General features: G+C 73.5%; 15 protein-coding genes. 3 read left to right on the top strand and 12 right to left on the bottom strand.

Annotated elements, in window-relative coordinates:
• Nucleotides 1–65 precede the first annotated feature (65 nt).
• Nucleotides 66–662, bottom strand: coding sequence for a ScbR family autoregulator-binding transcription factor (locus ACZ4QV_RS23970; protein ID WP_361151201.1), 597 nt, complete (start codon nucleotides 660–662; stop codon nucleotides 66–68).
• Between the two features lie 211 nt (nucleotides 663–873).
• Here ACZ4QV_RS23970 and ACZ4QV_RS23965 point away from each other — a divergent pair, with 211 nt between their 5' ends.
• Nucleotides 874–1,974, top strand: a complete 1,101-nt coding sequence (locus ACZ4QV_RS23965; RefSeq protein ID WP_467763389.1) for an MDR family NADP-dependent oxidoreductase — start codon at nucleotides 874–876, stop codon at nucleotides 1,972–1,974.
• Nucleotides 1,975–2,015: 41 nt separating this feature from the next.
• Here ACZ4QV_RS23965 and ACZ4QV_RS23960 read toward each other — a convergent pair whose 3' ends face one another.
• Nucleotides 2,016–2,669, bottom strand: coding sequence for a TetR/AcrR family transcriptional regulator (locus ACZ4QV_RS23960; RefSeq protein ID WP_361151207.1), 654 nt, complete (start codon nucleotides 2,667–2,669; stop codon nucleotides 2,016–2,018).
• Between the two features lie 423 nt (nucleotides 2,670–3,092).
• Here ACZ4QV_RS23960 and ACZ4QV_RS23955 point away from each other — a divergent pair, with 423 nt between their 5' ends.
• A complete protein-coding gene (locus ACZ4QV_RS23955) occupies nucleotides 3,093–3,857 on the top strand; it encodes an HAD family hydrolase (RefSeq protein WP_361151210.1) in 765 nt (254 codons plus the stop codon).
• A 13-nt stretch (nucleotides 3,858–3,870) separates the two neighbouring features.
• Here the strand turns inward: ACZ4QV_RS23955 and ACZ4QV_RS23950 are convergent, their stop codons facing one another.
• On the bottom strand, nucleotides 3,871–4,779 hold the full coding sequence (locus ACZ4QV_RS23950; RefSeq protein ID WP_361151213.1) for a PaaX family transcriptional regulator: 909 nt from the start codon (nucleotides 4,777–4,779) through the stop codon (nucleotides 3,871–3,873).
• A gap of 196 nt (nucleotides 4,780–4,975) precedes the next feature.
• Entirely contained in the window at nucleotides 4,976–6,649 is a 1,674-nt protein-coding gene (locus ACZ4QV_RS23945) for an AMP-binding protein (protein WP_467763388.1), read from the bottom strand.
• A 305-nt stretch (nucleotides 6,650–6,954) separates the two neighbouring features.
• Between ACZ4QV_RS23945 and ACZ4QV_RS23940 the strand changes: the two genes are divergently transcribed.
• Nucleotides 6,955–8,094, top strand: coding sequence for an acyl-CoA dehydrogenase family protein (locus tag ACZ4QV_RS23940; protein ID WP_361588924.1), 1,140 nt, complete (start codon nucleotides 6,955–6,957; stop codon nucleotides 8,092–8,094).
• Between the two features lie 21 nt (nucleotides 8,095–8,115).
• Here the strand turns inward: ACZ4QV_RS23940 and ACZ4QV_RS23935 are convergent, their stop codons facing one another.
• The 8 genes from ACZ4QV_RS23935 to ACZ4QV_RS23900 all read right to left on the bottom strand — a co-directional run bounded on the left by ACZ4QV_RS23935 (nucleotide 8,116) and on the right by ACZ4QV_RS23900 (nucleotide 15,440).
• Nucleotides 8,116–9,114 (bottom strand): acyl-CoA desaturase, encoded by a 999-nt coding sequence (locus ACZ4QV_RS23935; protein ID WP_361588927.1) that lies wholly within the window; start codon nucleotides 9,112–9,114, stop codon nucleotides 8,116–8,118.
• A 115-nt stretch (nucleotides 9,115–9,229) separates the two neighbouring features.
• Nucleotides 9,230–9,688 carry a DUF5994 family protein gene (locus ACZ4QV_RS23930; protein WP_361588931.1) on the bottom strand — a complete coding sequence of 153 codons (459 nt, stop codon included), beginning with the start codon at nucleotides 9,686–9,688 and terminating at the stop codon, nucleotides 9,230–9,232.
• On the bottom strand, nucleotides 9,685–10,068 hold the full coding sequence (locus ACZ4QV_RS23925) for a hypothetical protein (RefSeq protein ID WP_467763387.1): 384 nt from the start codon (nucleotides 10,066–10,068) through the stop codon (nucleotides 9,685–9,687). Before ACZ4QV_RS23925 ends, ACZ4QV_RS23930 begins: the two co-directional genes overlap by 4 nt.
• Nucleotides 10,069–10,258: 190 nt before the next feature.
• Nucleotides 10,259–10,813, bottom strand: coding sequence for a DUF5994 family protein (locus tag ACZ4QV_RS23920; RefSeq protein ID WP_361588934.1), 555 nt, complete (start codon nucleotides 10,811–10,813; stop codon nucleotides 10,259–10,261).
• 574 nt (nucleotides 10,814–11,387) lie between these two features.
• Nucleotides 11,388–12,197 (bottom strand): enoyl-CoA hydratase, encoded by an 810-nt coding sequence (locus tag ACZ4QV_RS23915; protein ID WP_361588937.1) that lies wholly within the window; start codon nucleotides 12,195–12,197, stop codon nucleotides 11,388–11,390.
• Nucleotides 12,194–13,165, bottom strand: a complete 972-nt coding sequence (gene mmsB / locus ACZ4QV_RS23910) for a 3-hydroxyisobutyrate dehydrogenase (protein WP_361151233.1) — start codon at nucleotides 13,163–13,165, stop codon at nucleotides 12,194–12,196. Before mmsB ends, ACZ4QV_RS23915 begins: the two co-directional genes overlap by 4 nt.
• Entirely contained in the window at nucleotides 13,162–14,232 is a 1,071-nt protein-coding gene (locus ACZ4QV_RS23905) for an enoyl-CoA hydratase/isomerase family protein (protein WP_361616367.1), read from the bottom strand. Before ACZ4QV_RS23905 ends, mmsB begins: the two co-directional genes overlap by 4 nt.
• The gene (locus ACZ4QV_RS23900) at nucleotides 14,229–15,440 is read right to left on the bottom strand and encodes an acyl-CoA dehydrogenase family protein (RefSeq protein ID WP_467763386.1); all 1,212 of its coding nucleotides are present in this window, start codon (nucleotides 15,438–15,440) and stop codon (nucleotides 14,229–14,231) included. The genes ACZ4QV_RS23905 and ACZ4QV_RS23900 overlap by 4 nt, the downstream gene beginning before the upstream one ends.
• Between the last annotated feature and the right edge of the window lie 5 nt (nucleotides 15,441–15,445).

Here is a 15,445-nt window from a genome sequence, read left to right as displayed (position 1 = left end):
GCGGGAGGGGGTGACGGGGAGGGGCGGGACGGCGGCCGGTGTGGGGGGTGCGGCCCGAGGGGCCGTCAGGCCGCGGTCCGTACCGAGCGGCCGTGCGGGTCGAGATGGCTCAGCGCGCCCGGCGAGGCCAGCCCGGGGAGGATGTGCTTCCACAGTGCCGTGACGCGTTCGGGCAGGTCGTGGCGGTTGGAGGCGGCGTGCGAGAAGAGCTGCACCCCCATGTAGGCGGAGACGAAGAACTCCGCCGCCCGGTCCGGCGCGATCGCCGGGAGCAGTTCGCCCTTCTCCTTGGCGTCGGCGAACATCGTCGTCACGATGTCGATCCATGCCTGGTAGGGGACCAGCGGCTCGTCGGTGAACGTGGTCTCGACGGCGATCCGGGTGCCGGCCTGGAGCAGCGGGTCGTCCCGCAGGCCCACCGCCACCTGGTGCGTGAAGTCGATGGCGTCCTGCAGCCGGGAGTCGGTGACCTGCGGAATGAAGGGGTCGGTCTGTTCCGCGATGACGGCGCGGGCGAGGGCGTCCTTGGAGGCGAAGTGGAAGTACAGGGCGCCCTTCGTCACGCCGGCCCGCTGGATGATCTCCGCCATCGTGGCCGCTTCGTACCCGCGCGTGCCGATGACCTGGGCCGCCGCTTCGAGGACGGCACGTCGTGTGCGCACTGCGCGTTCCTGCTTGACCACCGATCGTCCTCCGTATGCTTTTCGAGTGCTCTTCGAGGGGGGTGTCGTGCTTGGGGGCAACCTTACGAGTCCGGTCCGTCAGTCTATTTTCGGCACGTTAAAAAAGCCAACCATGCGGTATTGAAACCGGCTGGTCGGGCGGTCCTCCGCCGGAGGCCGCCGGAAGCCGCCGACCCACAGGAGTTCTGTCGTGACCACACCGAACGCCGTACCCGAACCCCTCGCCCCCGGCGACCCGTCGGGCCCGTCCGCCCGGTTAGCCCCATCCGTCTCCCCGGCCCCGGCCGTTCCCGCCACCCACCGGGAGGTCCGGCTCGCCGCCCGCCTCCGGGGAGCCCTCGGGCCGGAGCACTTCACGCTCGCCGAGGCGCCGGTACCCACCGCGGGACCGGGCCGGCTGCTCGTCCGCAACCGGATCATGACGGTGACGGCGGCCATGTGCACGAAAATGACCGACGCCGAGCTGCCGATGCCGTCCTTCGTTCCGGGACAGGCGCTGTGGGGGCCGGCGCTGGGCGAGGTCGTACGGGCGTCCGACGGTGGATTCGCGCCGGGCGACCTGGTGGTGCACCCGTACGGCTGGCGGGAGTTCGCGGCGGTGGAGGAGGACCGGGCCCGGCGCGTCGGACCGGGGGAGCTGCCCGATCCCGCCGCGCATCTGTCCCAAGGCGCGACCGCCTGGGGCGCGTTGACCCGCGCCGCGCGGGTCGGGGCGGGCGACACCGTGTTCGTGACGGGAGCGGCGGGCGGCGTCGGGAGCATGGCGGGACTGCTCGCCAAACGGCTGGGCGCGGCCCGGGTCATCGGGAGCACGGGGTCCGCGCACAAGGTCCCGTACCTCCGGGAGACGCTCGGCTACGACGACGTGGTGCTCCGCGGTGCGGGCCCGGTCGAGGAGCAGTTGCGCCGGGCGGCGCCGGACGGCATCGACGTCCTGCTGGATCTCGTCGGCGGCGAACAACTGCGCGCGGCGCTCTCCGTGGCCCGTACCGGCGCGCGGTTCGCTCTGGTGGGCGCGCTCTCCGGGCAGTTGGGCGGCGGCGCGGGAATGGCGGCGCCGGTCGAGGTGGACTCCGTACTCATGGTGACGCGCCGGGTCGCGATGCGGGGCTTCTCGATGGTCGACCACCCCGATCTGGTCCGGGAGTGGACGACGGAGTTCGGGCGCGGGCTGCGGGACGGCTCCCTGGTCTTCGCCCACACCCGGGTACGGGGTCTCGACCAGGCACCGCGGGCCCTGTGCGAACTGACGCGGGGCTGTCATACGGGCGCGGTGCTGGTCGAGTGGTGAAAGAGCCGGTACCGGCCGGGTGGTGAGCTGCTGCGGACCGGTCAGTGGGCCGGTTCGGGGACGGGCTCGGCCACCGTCTCCGCCCCGCCGGGCAGTAACTGTGCCCACAGGTCCGTGACGACGTCCTTCTCCCACCAGGTACGGTCTTCCTGGCCCAGGTGCAGCAGGCCGACGACGAGTGCGGTGAGCAGTCGCGCGGAGCGCCGCGGGTCGTCGCCGGGCGGCAGCTTCCCGGCTGCCTGATCGGCCGTGATCTTCTCCAGAAAGAGGGCGAACCATCGCTGTTGGAGCTCCGGTTCGGCGATGCCCGGCGCGGTTTCCGGGCGCAGTTGGAGTCCGGCCCGTACGACGACGTCGGTGTCCACCCGGCCGAGCAGCCCGACGGCGAAGTCCCGTACGGCGGCGGGGGCCGGGTGCGGAGTGCGGGCCAGTTCGTCCTCCAGGATCCGCAGGGCGCCGAGGGCCTCGTCCCGTACCGCGAACGTGAGGTCTTCCTTGGACGCGAAGTGGAAGTAGAGGGCTCCTTTGCTCAGCCGGGCGCGTCGGCTGATGTCGACCATGCCCGAGGCGGGCACGCCCTTCTCGGTGAAGGCCTCGGCGGCCGATCGGAGGAGAGCCTGGCGGCTTTGTATCGCTCGATGCTGCGTCGGCACAGTGTCCGTCCTGTCTCTAGTCCGGCTGTGAGCGCACCGCATTCTACATACTAAACCAACCATGCGGTTCGGAAACTGGACCAGAGAGTGGCTGTTGTGGTCTCGGTGACCTTCTGATTCTGGTGGTGTGAACGTGTTTGCTGTTTGTGTCAATCGGTATCAGTTCCGCTGCCACCGGGGCGACATGGGTCGTTGTCGCCGGGGGCGGTGGGTACCGCAGGGTGCATTGACAAACAGCGCAGACGGTTTTTAAATCTGGCGGAGGCGAGGCAGGGGAGGGGCTCTGCCGGAGCGGACCGCTCCGGCGCGGGCGCGCCGCTCCTGGACACCGGTGTGCACCGGCGCGTCCGCCGCTTGCCGGGTGGGCGCCGTCGGCACGTCTTCCCGCGTCCGGCGCCGTCGTCGAAGACGGCGACCGGACCCACAGATGCACAAGGCTCACAGGAAATCGGAAGGTGTCGAGCAATGCGTGATTCAGCGGGAGCCGTGCCACGTCCCGGGGGTGCCGCGCGGGCCGCGGTCGGCGAAACCATCAGGGCCGCCGTCTTCGATCTCGACGGGACCCTCGCCAACACCCTGCCGGCGATCAGCAGGCTGCTGGTCAAGGTCGCCTCCGAACAGGGCCGTTCGGTCACGTCCCGGCAGGCCGCCGCCGCGATCGGCAAGCCGCCGGGACCGGCCTTCGGCAAGCTGCTGGGCATGCCGGAGGACCACGACGCGGTAGCGGCCGCCATCGGCCGCTACCGCGAACTGTTCGCGTGCGAAGTGCTGCGCGAGGGGCCCCGGTTGCTCTTCCCCGGAGTGGCCGCCGGACTGTCCGCGCTGCGCGCGCACGGCATCGAGCTGGCCGTGGCGACCTCGAAGGGGACCCGCGGCGCCGAGGCCCTGCTGGACGTGCTGGGCATCCGGGACCTGCTGGGCCCCGTCGTCAGCCAGGAGATGGTCCGGCGCGGCAAGCCGCACCCGGAGATGGTGCTGCGGGCCGCCGCGGACCTGGGCGTGGCGCCGTGGGAGAGCGCGTACGTCGGTGACACGGTCAGCGACATGCGGATGGCGGTGACGGCCCGCATGGAACCGGTCGCGGTCACCTACGGAGTGGGCAGTTTCGGTGAGTTGGCCGCGGTGGCCGGCACTCGCATGTGCGGCTCGTTCAAGGAGGTCGTCTCCACCATCGCCGCCGCCCGGCCGCGGCCGATGGCCGCCACCGCCTCCCACCAGAGAAGGCGCTGACCGCGCGCGGGCGTCAGGCGGTGGCCGCCGCCCGGCCCGGTCCGTCCAGCGCCGTCCGCACGAACCGGGCGCCCGCCGCCCGCAGCCGGGTGTGCAGTCGGCCGAAGACGTCCGCCGCGTGGCCGCCCGGCCAGTCCTCGGGCAGGAGGGGAGAGGGCAGGCCGGGGTCCGCGTAGGGGAGGCGGCGCCAGGCGTCGAGCGCCGTCAGGTAGTCGCGGTACGCCGCCTCGGGGGGGACGGGGCGGCGGCTGGACCAGTGGCGCAGCACCGGCTCGTGGGCCGCGAGGAAGGCCCGGTGCCGGCCGGCCAGGGACTCCAGGTCCCACCAGCGCGCCACCGCGTCCGCGGTCGGCTCGAAGCCCGCGTGCGCGCCCGTGAACAGGTCGACGTACGACGAAAGGTGGAGCCGGTCCAGGGTGTGCCGGGTCTCGTCGTACAGATGGGACGGCGCGATCCACACCCCCGGTGCCGCCGTGCCGAAGCCGAGCCGGGCCAGCCGCGAGCGCAGCAAGTGCCGCTTGTGCCGCTCCTGTTCGGGAACCGAGAAGACGGCCAGGACCCAGCCGTCCGACGGCGCGGGGGACGGCCGGCCGTAGATCCGCCGGTCACCGTCGTCCAGGAGCTGGTGCGCCGCGTCCGAGAGCCCGTACGCGGCGGCTCCCGACTCCGTACGGGCGGCGACCAGCAGACCGCGGCGTTTGAGGCGGGAGACCGCCGAGCGCACCGACGGCGGGTCGACGCCGAGCACTCCGAGCAGCCTGATCAGCGCGGCGACCGGCACCGGGCCCGGCGGGCCGCCCGGATCGTCCGAGCTGCCCGAGCCGCCCGGACCACCGGGACCGTCCGGCCGGCCGCGCCCGTACGCACCGTAGAAGGTGACGATCAGGGACCCCGGCGTGCCATGCGCGTACAGGTCGCTCACGTGGTCGTTTCCCGCCTTGTCGTGCTCCGGCCCGCGGCCCCGGGACGCAGGGGTGCGCGCGAACGGCAGCCGGACCGTGGCCGCTCAGGGCGCGATCGTAACCGCAGCCGCCGGGACGCGGTACGGCAGGTACAAAGGGCGCGGCAGGCGCGGCAGGTACGACGGCACCGCGTACCGGCGTCCCGGACGCCACCGGTCATACGGCGGCACCGTCCGCGCCCCTGCCTTCCGTACCCGTGTCCGCCGTACCGCCGCCTCCCGCACTCCCGCCCGCGCCCCCACGCAACCGGAAGCGCTGGAGCTTGCCCGTCGGCGTCCGGGGCAGCGCGTCGTGGAAGACGATCTCGCGCGGGCACTTGTACGGCGCGATGGCCGCCTTGGTGAACGCGCGCAGCTCGGCCTCGGTCTCCGCGCCGCGCGGCACCCCCGTACGCAGCACCAGGTGGGCCACCACGACCTGGCCGCGCTCCGCGTCGGCCCGCCCGACGACCGCTGCCTCGGCGACGTCGGGATGGCGCAGCAGGGCGTCCTCGACCTCGGGTCCGGCGATGTTGTACCCGGCCGAGATGATCATGTCGTCGGCCCGTGCCACGTAGCTGAAGTAGCCGTCCGTGTCCCGGACATAGGTGTCACCGGTCAGGTTCCACCCGTCGCGTACGTACTCCCGCTGCCGCTCGTCCGCCAGATAGCGGCAGCCGGTCGGGCCGCGCACCGCGAGCAGCCCCGGCGTCCCGTCGGGCACCGTCCGGCCGTCCGCGTCGACCACCCGCGCCTCGAACCCGGGCACCGGCAGGCCCGTCGTCCCCGGCCTGGCCTGCTCGTCGGCGGCCGAGACGAAGATGTGCAGCAGTTCCGTCGCGCCGATGCCGTTGATGAGGCGCAGCCCGGTCGCCCGCTCCCACCCCCGCCAGGTCGCGGCGGGCAGGTTCTCGCCCGCCGACACGCAGCGGCGCAGCGCGGAGATGTCGTGTCCGGGCAGCTTCGGCAGCATGATCCGGTAGGCGGTCGGCGCGGTGAAGAGAACGGACACGCGGTGCCGCGCGATGTCGCGCAGCAACTGCTCCGGGCCGCCCCAGTCGGCCAGGTACGACGACGCGCCGGCCCGCAGCGGGAAGATCATCAGCCCGCCGAGCCCGAAGGTGAAGCCGAGCGGCGGGCTGCCGGCGAACACGTCGTCCGGTGTGGGCCGCAGCACCTGCGCGGAGAAGGTGTCGGCGATGGCCAGCACGTCGCGGTGGAAGTGCATACAGCCCTTGGGCCGTCCGGTGGTGCCCGAGGTGAAGGCGATCAGCGCGACGTCGTCGGCCGCGGTCGGCACCGCCTCGTACGGACCCGGGTGCCGCCCGGCGAGCCGCAGCAGGTCGTCGGGGCCGTCCCCGCCGTACGGGATGATCCGCAGCCCCGGCACCCCGGCCGCCGCCAGGTCCCCGACCACCCGTACGTCGCACAGCGCGTGGTGCACCCGGGCCAGGCCGCAGAGGGTCGCCAGCTCGTGCGGGCGCTGTGCGGCCAGCACGGTCACGGCCACCGCGCCCGCCTTCATCACCGCCAGCCAGCAGGCGGCCAGCAGGGGAGTGGTGGGGCCGCGCAGCAGGACCCGGTGGCCGGGCAGCACGCCGAGGTCGTCGGTGAGGGCGTGCGCGATGCGGTCCACCCGGTCACGCAGCTCCCCGTACGTCCAGACCGCGCCGGACGCGTCCCGGAAGGCCGGGCGGCCGGTGCCCAGCCGCTCGATCGTGGCGTCGAGCAGTTCGGCACCGCAGTTGAGCCGGCCGGGGTAGCCGAGGTCCGTGAGGCGTGGCCACTGTCCGGCCGGCGGGAGGTGGTCGCGGGTGAAGGTGTCGATGTGCGCCGAAGGCGTCAGGTCCATGCCGGTGTGCCCCCTTGCGGACGACGGCGGGGACGCTCGGAACCTTGCTCGGACCTGCCCGGCGCCCCGGCTGTGACGTGCTGGGGAAACCGTCCGGGTACTGCCGTGCCGGCCCGCCGTCAGCGTAACGTGTCGGTGACGACAGTCAACAGAGCGCGATACGGTCCGGCGGCGCGGGCCGTACCGCACAGCCCACCGGCACCGCCGCACCCCGACCGCGCAGCACCCCGCACCGCACCGCCCCACCCCGCACTGCCCCGAGCGACCCGCCCGGCCACCCCGGGCCCGAGACGAGGGAGCCGCCCGTGACCGCATTCGCGCTGGAACCGCAGGACCGGAAGTGGTGCGCCGAACTGCGCGCCCTCGCCGCCGAGCGACTGCGCCCGCTGGCGGAACGCGGCGAACCCGGCCGCGTCAACCGGCCCCTGGTGGCCGCCCTCGGCGAACTCGGCCTGCTGCGCCGCATGTTCCCCGCCGAAGGCCCGGTGCGCGCCCTCGACCTGTGCCTGCTGCGCGAGACGCTGGCCCAGGAGTCGACCGAGGCCGAGACCGCGCTCGCGCTCCAGGGCCTGGGCACCTACCCGGTCGTCCAGTCCGGTACGGCCGCCCAGCGGGACCGCTGGCTGCCCGAGGTGGTCGCGGGCCGCGCGGTGGCCGCCTTCGCGCTGAGCGAGCCGGCCGCGGGCTCCGACGCCGCCGCGCTCACCCTGGCGGCCGAGCCGGACGGACCGCCGAGCGCCGGACGCTGGCGGCTCACCGGCGAGAAATGCTGGATCTCCAACGCGCCCGAGGCGGACTTCGCCACCGTTTTCGCCCGTACCGGCGGCGGCGCGGGCTCCCGCGGCATCACCGCATTCCTCGTACCCGCCGGCCGCCCCGGCCTGTCCGGCACCCCGCTGGACATGCTCAGCCCGCACCCGATCGGCACCCTGGCCTTCGACGGCGTCCCGGCCACCCGTGACGACGTGGTGGGCGAGGTGGACCGTGGCTTCGGCGTCGCGATGCGCACGCTGAACCTCTTCCGCCCGAGCGTCGGCGCCTTCGCGGTGGGCATGGCCCAGGCCGCCCTGGACGCCACCCTCGCGCACACCGCGGACCGCACCGCGTTCGGCGGCCCGCTCAAGGACCTCCAGGCCGTCTCCCACCAGCTCGCCGAGACGGCCACCCGGATCGAGGCCGCCCGCCTCCTGGTCTACGCGGCCGCGTCCGCGTACGACAGCGGCGCCCCCGACATCGCCAAGCGCTCCGCGATGGCCAAACTCCTGGCCACCGAGACCGCCCAGCACGCCGTGGACACCGCCGTCCAGCTCCACGGCGCCCGCGCCCTGCGCCGCGGCCACCTCCTGGAACACCTCTACCGCGAGGTGCGGGCGCCCCGCATCTACGAGGGGGCGACGGAGGTCCAGCGGTCGGTCATCGCGAAGGAGCTGTACCGGGACCGGTGAGCGGGCCGCGCGGCGGTCGGGTCATCGGCGGCAGTGGTCGAGGCGGGCGGGGGTGGGCCAGCGGACGTCGGTGGCCCAGCCGAGGCGTTCGAAGAGGCGGATGGCGGCGGCGGTCGGGTCGAGCTGGCCGCGGTCGACGCCGTGCCGGGCGCAGGTGGGGTCGGCGTGGTGGAGGTTGTGCCAGCTCTCGCCGAAGGAGAGCAGGGCCAGCGGCCACAGGTTGGTGGCGCGGTCGTGGCGGCGGGTACGGAACGGGCGGGTGCCGACCATGTGGCACAGCGAGTTCACGCTCCACGTCACGTGCTGGAGCAGGGCGATGCGTACCAGGCCGGCCCACAGCAGCGCGGTGAGGGCGCCGTGCAGAGTGCCTCCGACGCCCCAGCCGATGGCGAACGGCAGCGCGAGGCTGAGGGCGCACCAGGCCGGGAAGGCGCGGGAGACGGTGCGCAGCCCGCGGTCGGCGAGCAGGTCGGGTGCGTAGCGTTCGGCGGGGACGGTGGCGCTGGTTTCGCGGTGGAAGAGCCATCCCACGTGGGCGTGTGCCAGGCCGCGGAGCTGACCGCGCAGGCTGGTGCCGTAGCGGAACGGTGAGTGGGGGTCGCCGGGGCGGTCGGTGAAGGCGTGGTGGCGCCGGTGGGTGGCGACCCAGCCGATCACGTCGCCCTGGAAGCTCATCGAGCCGGCCACCGCCAGGACGAGACGCAGCGGCCGGGCGGCGGTGAAACCGCGGTGCGTCAGGCCCCGGTGGAATCCCGCGGTGACGCCCAGACCGGTGACGACGTAGAAGACGAAGGCGATGAGGAGGTCGGCCGGCCCGAGCAGGCGCCCCCACAGCACCCAGCCGGCCAGGACCACGGCCAGCAGCGGGAACGCCACGATGGTCCCCGTCAGAAGCATCTGGAGGCGTTGGGCACCGGTGCGGGGGCCGGGCCGCCCCTCCGGGAAGGGGGAGGACCCGTCATAAGCGTGTGGGCTCCCGTGCCGTTCGGGCGGTGCCTGGGGCGCGGTGGTCGTGGTCATACATGGCTCCTCGGCCTGGTCGGACGGGTCAGGTGCGGCCGGGGTCCTGGGCCTGTGGGGAAGGAAGGTGCGGGAACGGCGGGAGGCGGCACGCTGAGTACGGCCGCGGGAACCGTCAGGTGGGGAGACGGTGCGGGCCGTAGCCCGCTGGGGCGGCCGGCGCTTCGGTGTCCCCGCCCGCGCGGGAGGCGGCGGTCATGATGTGCTCGGCCCGGTCCGGTGGGGTATCGGGCGCTATGACGCGCAGGTCGCACCGGCCGGTGCCCAGGGTGAGCAGGCATACGCTGTGGTGGTGCCCCACCCCGACGGACCGGCTGATGTGGATCACCCGTCGGCCGAGCACCAGGCGGTGGGGGCCGGAGTTCCACATCGAGCTGTCGACGGTGACCCGGGTGATACGGCCCCAGCGGGGGGCCAATGCATCCAGCAGAGGCGGCAGTTCGGTGGCAAGGTGGCGGGTGCGTGGCCACCATGCCCCGTCGATCCGGTGCAAGCCGGTGCCCTGCGGGAGCAGGGCGAGCCGGGCGGGAAGGGACCGTTGAGGGGCGGTCGGGGGCACGCTGGTGGTGGTCATGGCGTCAGCCTCTCTCCGGACGGTTCGTCCGGGGTGGTGGGTGCGGACCTCCACGGGACGCCGTTCACGAGTTCGTCGTGGTGGGGCCGGCCGGCGATCGGCCACGGCCGGGGGGCTTCTGCGGCGTCGGGGGTGCGGGTGGTGTCGACCGTCAGGTGGAGCCTGGTGCCGCCGTCGGGCGCGTCGGGATAGCTGCGCTGCTCGGCGCCGGCGTAGCGCTCGCGCAGCGTCTGGGCGACCAGCCGGGCCGCTTCGGGAGACGCCGCCTCGATGCGGACATCGGCGTAACCGGGTGCCACCAAGGACTCCTGGGCGGCCTCGGCGGGCTGCGGAGCGGGAGTGGTGCGCTCGGGGCGGTCGGTCAGTGGGTGGTCTGTCATGAAATATCCTTCCGGGCCGCACGGAGGCGGCATCGGGGGCGCGGTGGTCCGTAGGGGGCGGCCGAAGAGGATTCCTCCGGTGCGGTGCGGTGCGGTGCGGTGCGGTGCGGTCGCGAAGCCGGGGCCGAGCAGCGGGCTGCTCAGGCGCCGCGGTCACCGTGGCGACCCGCCGAACGCGCGACAGCCCGTTCTACCTGGTCGGGGCCGGGGCCGTGCGGACGGCTCCGCCCTCGCTCTCCCACTCGGCTGTGCCGGGCGGCACGGTCCGAGTACCCGCTGTCCGGTGGCTACACGCAACGTTCAGCGGACCGACGGTCTCCAACAGGCCGCTCGCCGTGCGGGTGTTGTGCGGATCGGCGGCCGCGCGCATGAGGGCCGCCGCACGGTCGGGAGCGGTTTCGGGCGGCACGATCAGCAGGTCCCAGCGCCCCACGGTGTACGAGGCGAGGAACAGCTCGTGCGGGTCCTGTTCGGCCCCGAACGCGCCCACCCGGACCACATGTCCGTTGACGGGCACCCTGCGCGGGATCACCGGCCAGCAGGCCGGGTTCACTGTGACATGTGTGATGCGGCCCCACAGGGGGTCCAAGGCGGCGGTGAGGTCAGGGAGTTCGCGCGCCAGGTCGCGGGAGCAGGGCCACCAGGCGCCGTCCAGCGGGCCACTGCGGCGATCCGCCGGCGTCAGAAGGATCCTGGCTGCCCGGGGGCCGGTGGAAGCAGTCGTTGGTTCGTCGAGCACGGTCATGGCTCGGTCCCACCTGAGAGGCACCACGACGGGCGACGTCGTCTGCCTGGGGGTCGTCGTTCTCCGAGAGCGACTCCAGCTCTGAGCCAGCGTGCGAAATGCTCTCGGTGACACCCAGTCTACCGCGACCGGCGAGCGATCGGCCTGGGCGAAGGGCTCCGGCTTGCTCACACCGGTGCCGCTTGGCTGGTGAAGCAGCCTCAGTGCCGACTGTGCAGTTCCGTTTGGATCGCCTTTCGAGTCCCAGACCGGCACACAGCGGGGCCACCTGCCGGACAAGTACGGCAACCGTCGAGGCGCCTGCAACCGGCTGCGGTGGTGAGCCACCGACGGCACCTGGGAGGGAGTGCGCACCGCGCTGATGGCTCAGACCGACGCGGACGAGGACATCGACCGGGTTGTGCCGGTGGGCCCCATCGGCCCCGGCTGCCACCTGTACGAACGCCGCGACTGCGCCCAGCAGCGCCAGCCCTCCGACGGCCGGTCGGCTCAGCGTCGCCCCGGACCGGTGACGGATGCATGTGCCGTATCCGGTGGTCGGGGCCCGCCCCGGCGCGGCGGGCCCCGAGGGCGCTCACCGGTGCCTGAACTCCGCCGCCCGCTTCTCCACGAACGCCGTCATGCCCTCCTTCTGGTCCGCTGTCGCGAACACCGCGTGGAACAGGCGCCGTTCGAAGCGGACGCCCTCGGCGAGGGTGGTTTCGAAGGCGCGGTTGACGGCTTCCTTGGCCATCATGGCGACCGGCGCGGACATGGCCGCCACCGTCTCGGCCACGGCGGCGGCCTCGGTCAGGAGGTCGGCGGCCGGTACCACCCGGGAGACCAGGCCGGCGCGCTCGGCCTCCGTCGCGTCCATGGTGCGGCCGGTCAGGCAGAGTTCCATCGCCTTGGCCTTGCCGACGGCGCGGGTGAGGCGCTGGGAGCCGCCGATGCCGGGGATGACGCCCAGCTTGATCTCGGGCTGGCCGAAGACGGCGGTGTCCGCGGCGAGCAGGATGTCGCAGAGCATGGCCAGTTCGCAGCCGCCGCCCAGCGCGTGGCCGGCCACCGCCGCGACGGTGGGGGTGCGCAGGGCGCCGAGGCGGTCCCAGGCGGTGAACCAGTCGCTGAGGTACATGTCCATGTACGACTGCGGGCGCATCTCCTTGATGTCGGCTCCGGCGGCGAACGCCTTCGCCGAGCCGGTGATGACGATGCAGCCGATGTCCGGGTCGCGGTCCAGTTCCTCGGTGGCCGCCACGACCTCGGTCATCACCTGGAGGTTGAGGGCGTTGAGTGCCTTGGGGCGGTTGAGGGTGAGGGTGGCGGTACGGCCGGTGCGCTCGACGAGGATCGTCTCGTACGGGTGGGTACGGGCGTTCATGGGTGTGGTGGCGCCGGTCATATGGCGGTTGTTCCGTTCTGGTCGGTTTCCTGCGGGTCCGCGCCGCCGCCGGAGCGGTGCCGGATGGTGCGTACGATCCCGGAGAAGTCCTCCGCCGCGCCGTCCCCCTCGGCGAACGCCGCGTACAGTTCGGCGGCGCGCAGGCCGAGTTCAGCGTCCACGCCGCCCGAGCGGACCGCGTTGGCGGCCAGGCCCAGGTCCTTGGCCATCAGCGGTGCCGCGAAACCCGGACGGTAGTCGTGGTTGGCGGGGCTGCCCGGGACCGGGCCCGGCACCGGGCAGTTGACGCTCAGCGCCCAGCACTGGCCGCTGGCGGTGGACGCCACGTCGTACAGGGCCTGGTGGGACAGGCCCAGGCTCTCCCCGAGGACGAACGCCTCGCTGACGCCGATCATCGATATGCCGAGGATCATGTTGTTGCAGATCTTCGCGGCCTGCCCGGCGCCCGCCGCGCCGCAGTGCACCGCCTTCTTGCCCATCGCCGTGAGCAGCGGCTCGGCGCGCGCGAACTCCGCCGCGCCGCCGCCCGCCATGAACGTCAGCGTGCCGGCCTCGGCCCCGACCACACCGCCCGAGACCGGAGCGTCCAGCGCCTGGTGGCCCGCGCGTACGGCGGCCTCGTGGGCGGCACGGGCGTCGGCCACGTCGATGGTCGAGCAGTCGACGAACAGGGTGCCGGGGCGGGCTGCCGCGAGCAGCCCGCCGTCCTGGTAGAGGCCCAGGACGTGCCGTCCGGCGGGCAGCATGGTGAGCACCACGTCCGCGTCCGCCACCGCAGCCACAGCCGAAACGGCGGGTTCGACACCGGCCTCGGCGGCGGTCGCCAGCGCTTCCGGTACGAGGTCGAAACCGGTCACCCGGTGACCGGCCTTGACCAGGTTGGCGGCCATCGGGCCGCCCATGTTGCCGAGTCCGACGAATCCGAGGGTGAGGGGCGCGCCATCCCCCTGGCGTGTTTCCGTGGTCACCAGGGCACCTCCTGCGTACCGGCGCCGCCGGCGAGGCCCAGTTCGCGGGCGCCGAGCGGGGCGAAGAAGCGGGCCACGTCCTCGTCCGTGACCTCGGTGAGCCCGGCGGGGGACCAGCGCGGCGCGCGGTCCTTGTCGATCACCTGCGCGCGGATGCCCTCGACCAGGTCCGGCGCGGCCAGCGCCGCGCACGAGACGCGGTACTCCTGGTCCAGTACCCGTTCGAGCGGCCCCAGGTCGCGGGCCCGGCGCAGTGCGGCCAGGGTGACCTTCAGAGAGGTGGGGGACTTGGCGAGGATCGTCTCGGCGGCCTCCTTGGCCTCCGGGACGCCGCTGCTGAACAGCCGGTCCACGATCTCCTCGACGGTGCCGGCCGCGTAGCAGGGGTCGATCCACTGGCGGTGGGCCGCCAGTTCGCCCTCGGGCACCTCCTGTACGTACCGGGGCAGTACCTCGGGCACCGGGGCGGCGGCGAGGTCCGCCAGCAGCCCCGCCACCCGCTCCGACGGGACGAAGTGGTCGGCGAGCCCGCACAGCAGCGCGTCACCGGCCCGCACCGGTGCCCCGGTGAGCGCCAGGTGCGTGCCCAGTTCCCCGGGTGCGAGTGCCAACAGGTACGTGCCGCCGACGTCCGGTACGAAGCCGATGCCAGTCTCGGGCATGGCGACCTGGGAGCGCTCGGTGACGATCCGTACGCTGCCGTGCGCCGAGACGCCGACGCCGCCGCCCATCACGATGCCGTCCATGACGGCGACGTACGGCTTGGGGTAGCGCGCGATCCGGGCGTTGAGCCGGTACTCGTCGCGCCAGAACGCGGCGGAGGCCGAGCCGTCGCCGGTCCGCGCGTCCGCATGGATGGCGCGGATGTCGCCGCCGGCGCACAGGCCGCGCTCGCCCGCTCCAGTGATCACGACGGTCTCGACCGTCGGGTCGTGCTCCCACGCGTCCAGGGCCGCGTCGATCCGGCGCACCATGGCGTGGTCGAGGGCGTTGAGCGCCTTCGGCCGGTTGAGCGTGAGGTACGCCGCGCCGCCCTCGATCCGCAGCAGTACGGAGTCGTCGGTCATCGGGCGGCCCCCGTCCCGGCGCGGGCGCCGCCGGTCTTCGCCCCGGTCAGCCCGCGGGCCACGATCAAGCGCATGATCTCGTTCGTCCCTTCCAGGATCTGGTGCACCCGAAGATCGCGGACGATCTTCTCGATGCCGTACTCACTCAGGTAGCCATAGCCCCCGTGCAGTTGCAGCGCGCGGTCGGCGACGGAGTAACCCGTGTCGGTGGCGAACCGCTTGGCCATCGCGCACAACTGCGGCGCCTGCGGGTCCGCCCGGTCCAGCGCCTCGGCCGCCTGCCGTACCAGCGCGCGGGCGGCGGTCAGCTCGGTCGCCATGTCGGCGAGCCGGAACTGGAGTGCCTGCGCCTCCAGCAGCCGCCCTCCGAACGCCTCCCGGTCCGCGAGGTACGCCTGCGCGGCGTGCAGCGCGCTCTGCCCGCCGCCGAGGGAGCAGGCGGCGATGCCCAGGCGGCCGCCGTTCAGCCCGCTCATCGCGATACGGAAGCCGTCGCCCTCCGCACCGAGCCGCCGGCCGGCGGGGACGCGCACCTCGTCGAGGATCACCTGCCGGGTGGGCTGCGCGTTCCACCCCATCTTCTTCTCGTTGGCGCCGAACGACAGCCCCGGGTCGTCCCGCTCCACGAGGAACGCCGAGATGCCGCCGGGGCCGTCCTCGCCGGTACGGGCCATCACCACGTACACCTGCGAGGTCCCGGCGCCGGAGATGAACTGCTTCACTCCGGTCAGCACGTAGGAGTCGCCGTCGCGCACCGCACGCGTGCGCAGCGCCGCGGCGTCCGACCCGGCGCCCGGCTCGGTCAGGCAGTAGCTGCCCAGGTCGGCCATCGAGCACAGGCCGGGCAGCCGGCGGGCGCGCTGCGCGTCGTCGCCGTACCGGTCGATCATCCAGGCGACCATGTTGTGGATGGAGAGATAGCCCGCGATGGACGGGCAGGCGGTGGCCAGCACCTCGAAGACCAGCACGCCGTCCGCGCGGCTCAGCGCGGACCCGCCGTGCTCCTCCCGTACGTAGATCCCGCCGAGCCCGAGCCCGGCGGCCTTGCGCAGCACGTCCACGGGGAAGTGCTTGTCCTGGTCCCAGGCCACGGCGTGCGGCGCGATGTGCTCCTGCGCGAAGTCCAGCGTCGTCTCGACGATGGCGAGCTGGTCGGCGGTGAGTGAGGTCAGCGAGGCGGCCGTGGTGGCGGTGGTCATGACGCTCATCGCGC

Source organism: Streptomyces sp. NPDC026394, from assembly GCF_055567735.1.
Note: the sequence above shows the minus strand (reverse complement) of the source record. Positions and strands in the feature narration are given on the sequence as shown.

What these genes read in the sequence shown, in the direction of transcription:
- ACZ4QV_RS23945 (WP_467763388.1), bottom strand. Translation starts at nt 6,649, where the DNA reads ATGGACCTGACGCCTTCGGCGCACATCGACACCTTCACCCGCGACCAC.
- ACZ4QV_RS23905 (WP_361616367.1), bottom strand. Translation starts at nt 14,232, where the DNA reads ATGACCGACGACTCCGTACTGCTGCGGATCGAGGGCGGCGCGGCGTAC.
- ACZ4QV_RS23935 (WP_361588927.1), bottom strand. Translation starts at nt 9,114, where the DNA reads ATGACCACGACCACCGCGCCCCAGGCACCGCCCGAACGGCACGGGAGC.
- ACZ4QV_RS23960 (WP_361151207.1), bottom strand. Translation starts at nt 2,669, where the DNA reads ATGCGGTGCGCTCACAGCCGGACTAGAGACAGGACGGACACTGTGCCG.
- ACZ4QV_RS23900 (WP_467763386.1), bottom strand. Translation starts at nt 15,440, where the DNA reads ATGAGCGTCATGACCACCGCCACCACGGCCGCCTCGCTGACCTCACTC.
- ACZ4QV_RS23915 (WP_361588937.1), bottom strand. Translation starts at nt 12,197, where the DNA reads ATGACCGGCGCCACCACACCCATGAACGCCCGTACCCACCCGTACGAG.
- ACZ4QV_RS23925 (WP_467763387.1), bottom strand. Translation starts at nt 10,068, where the DNA reads ATGACAGACCACCCACTGACCGACCGCCCCGAGCGCACCACTCCCGCT.
- ACZ4QV_RS23930 (WP_361588931.1), bottom strand. Translation starts at nt 9,688, where the DNA reads ATGACCACCACCAGCGTGCCCCCGACCGCCCCTCAACGGTCCCTTCCC.
- ACZ4QV_RS23955 (WP_361151210.1), top strand. Translation starts at nt 3,093, where the DNA reads ATGCGTGATTCAGCGGGAGCCGTGCCACGTCCCGGGGGTGCCGCGCGG.
- ACZ4QV_RS23920 (WP_361588934.1), bottom strand. Translation starts at nt 10,813, where the DNA reads ATGACCGTGCTCGACGAACCAACGACTGCTTCCACCGGCCCCCGGGCA.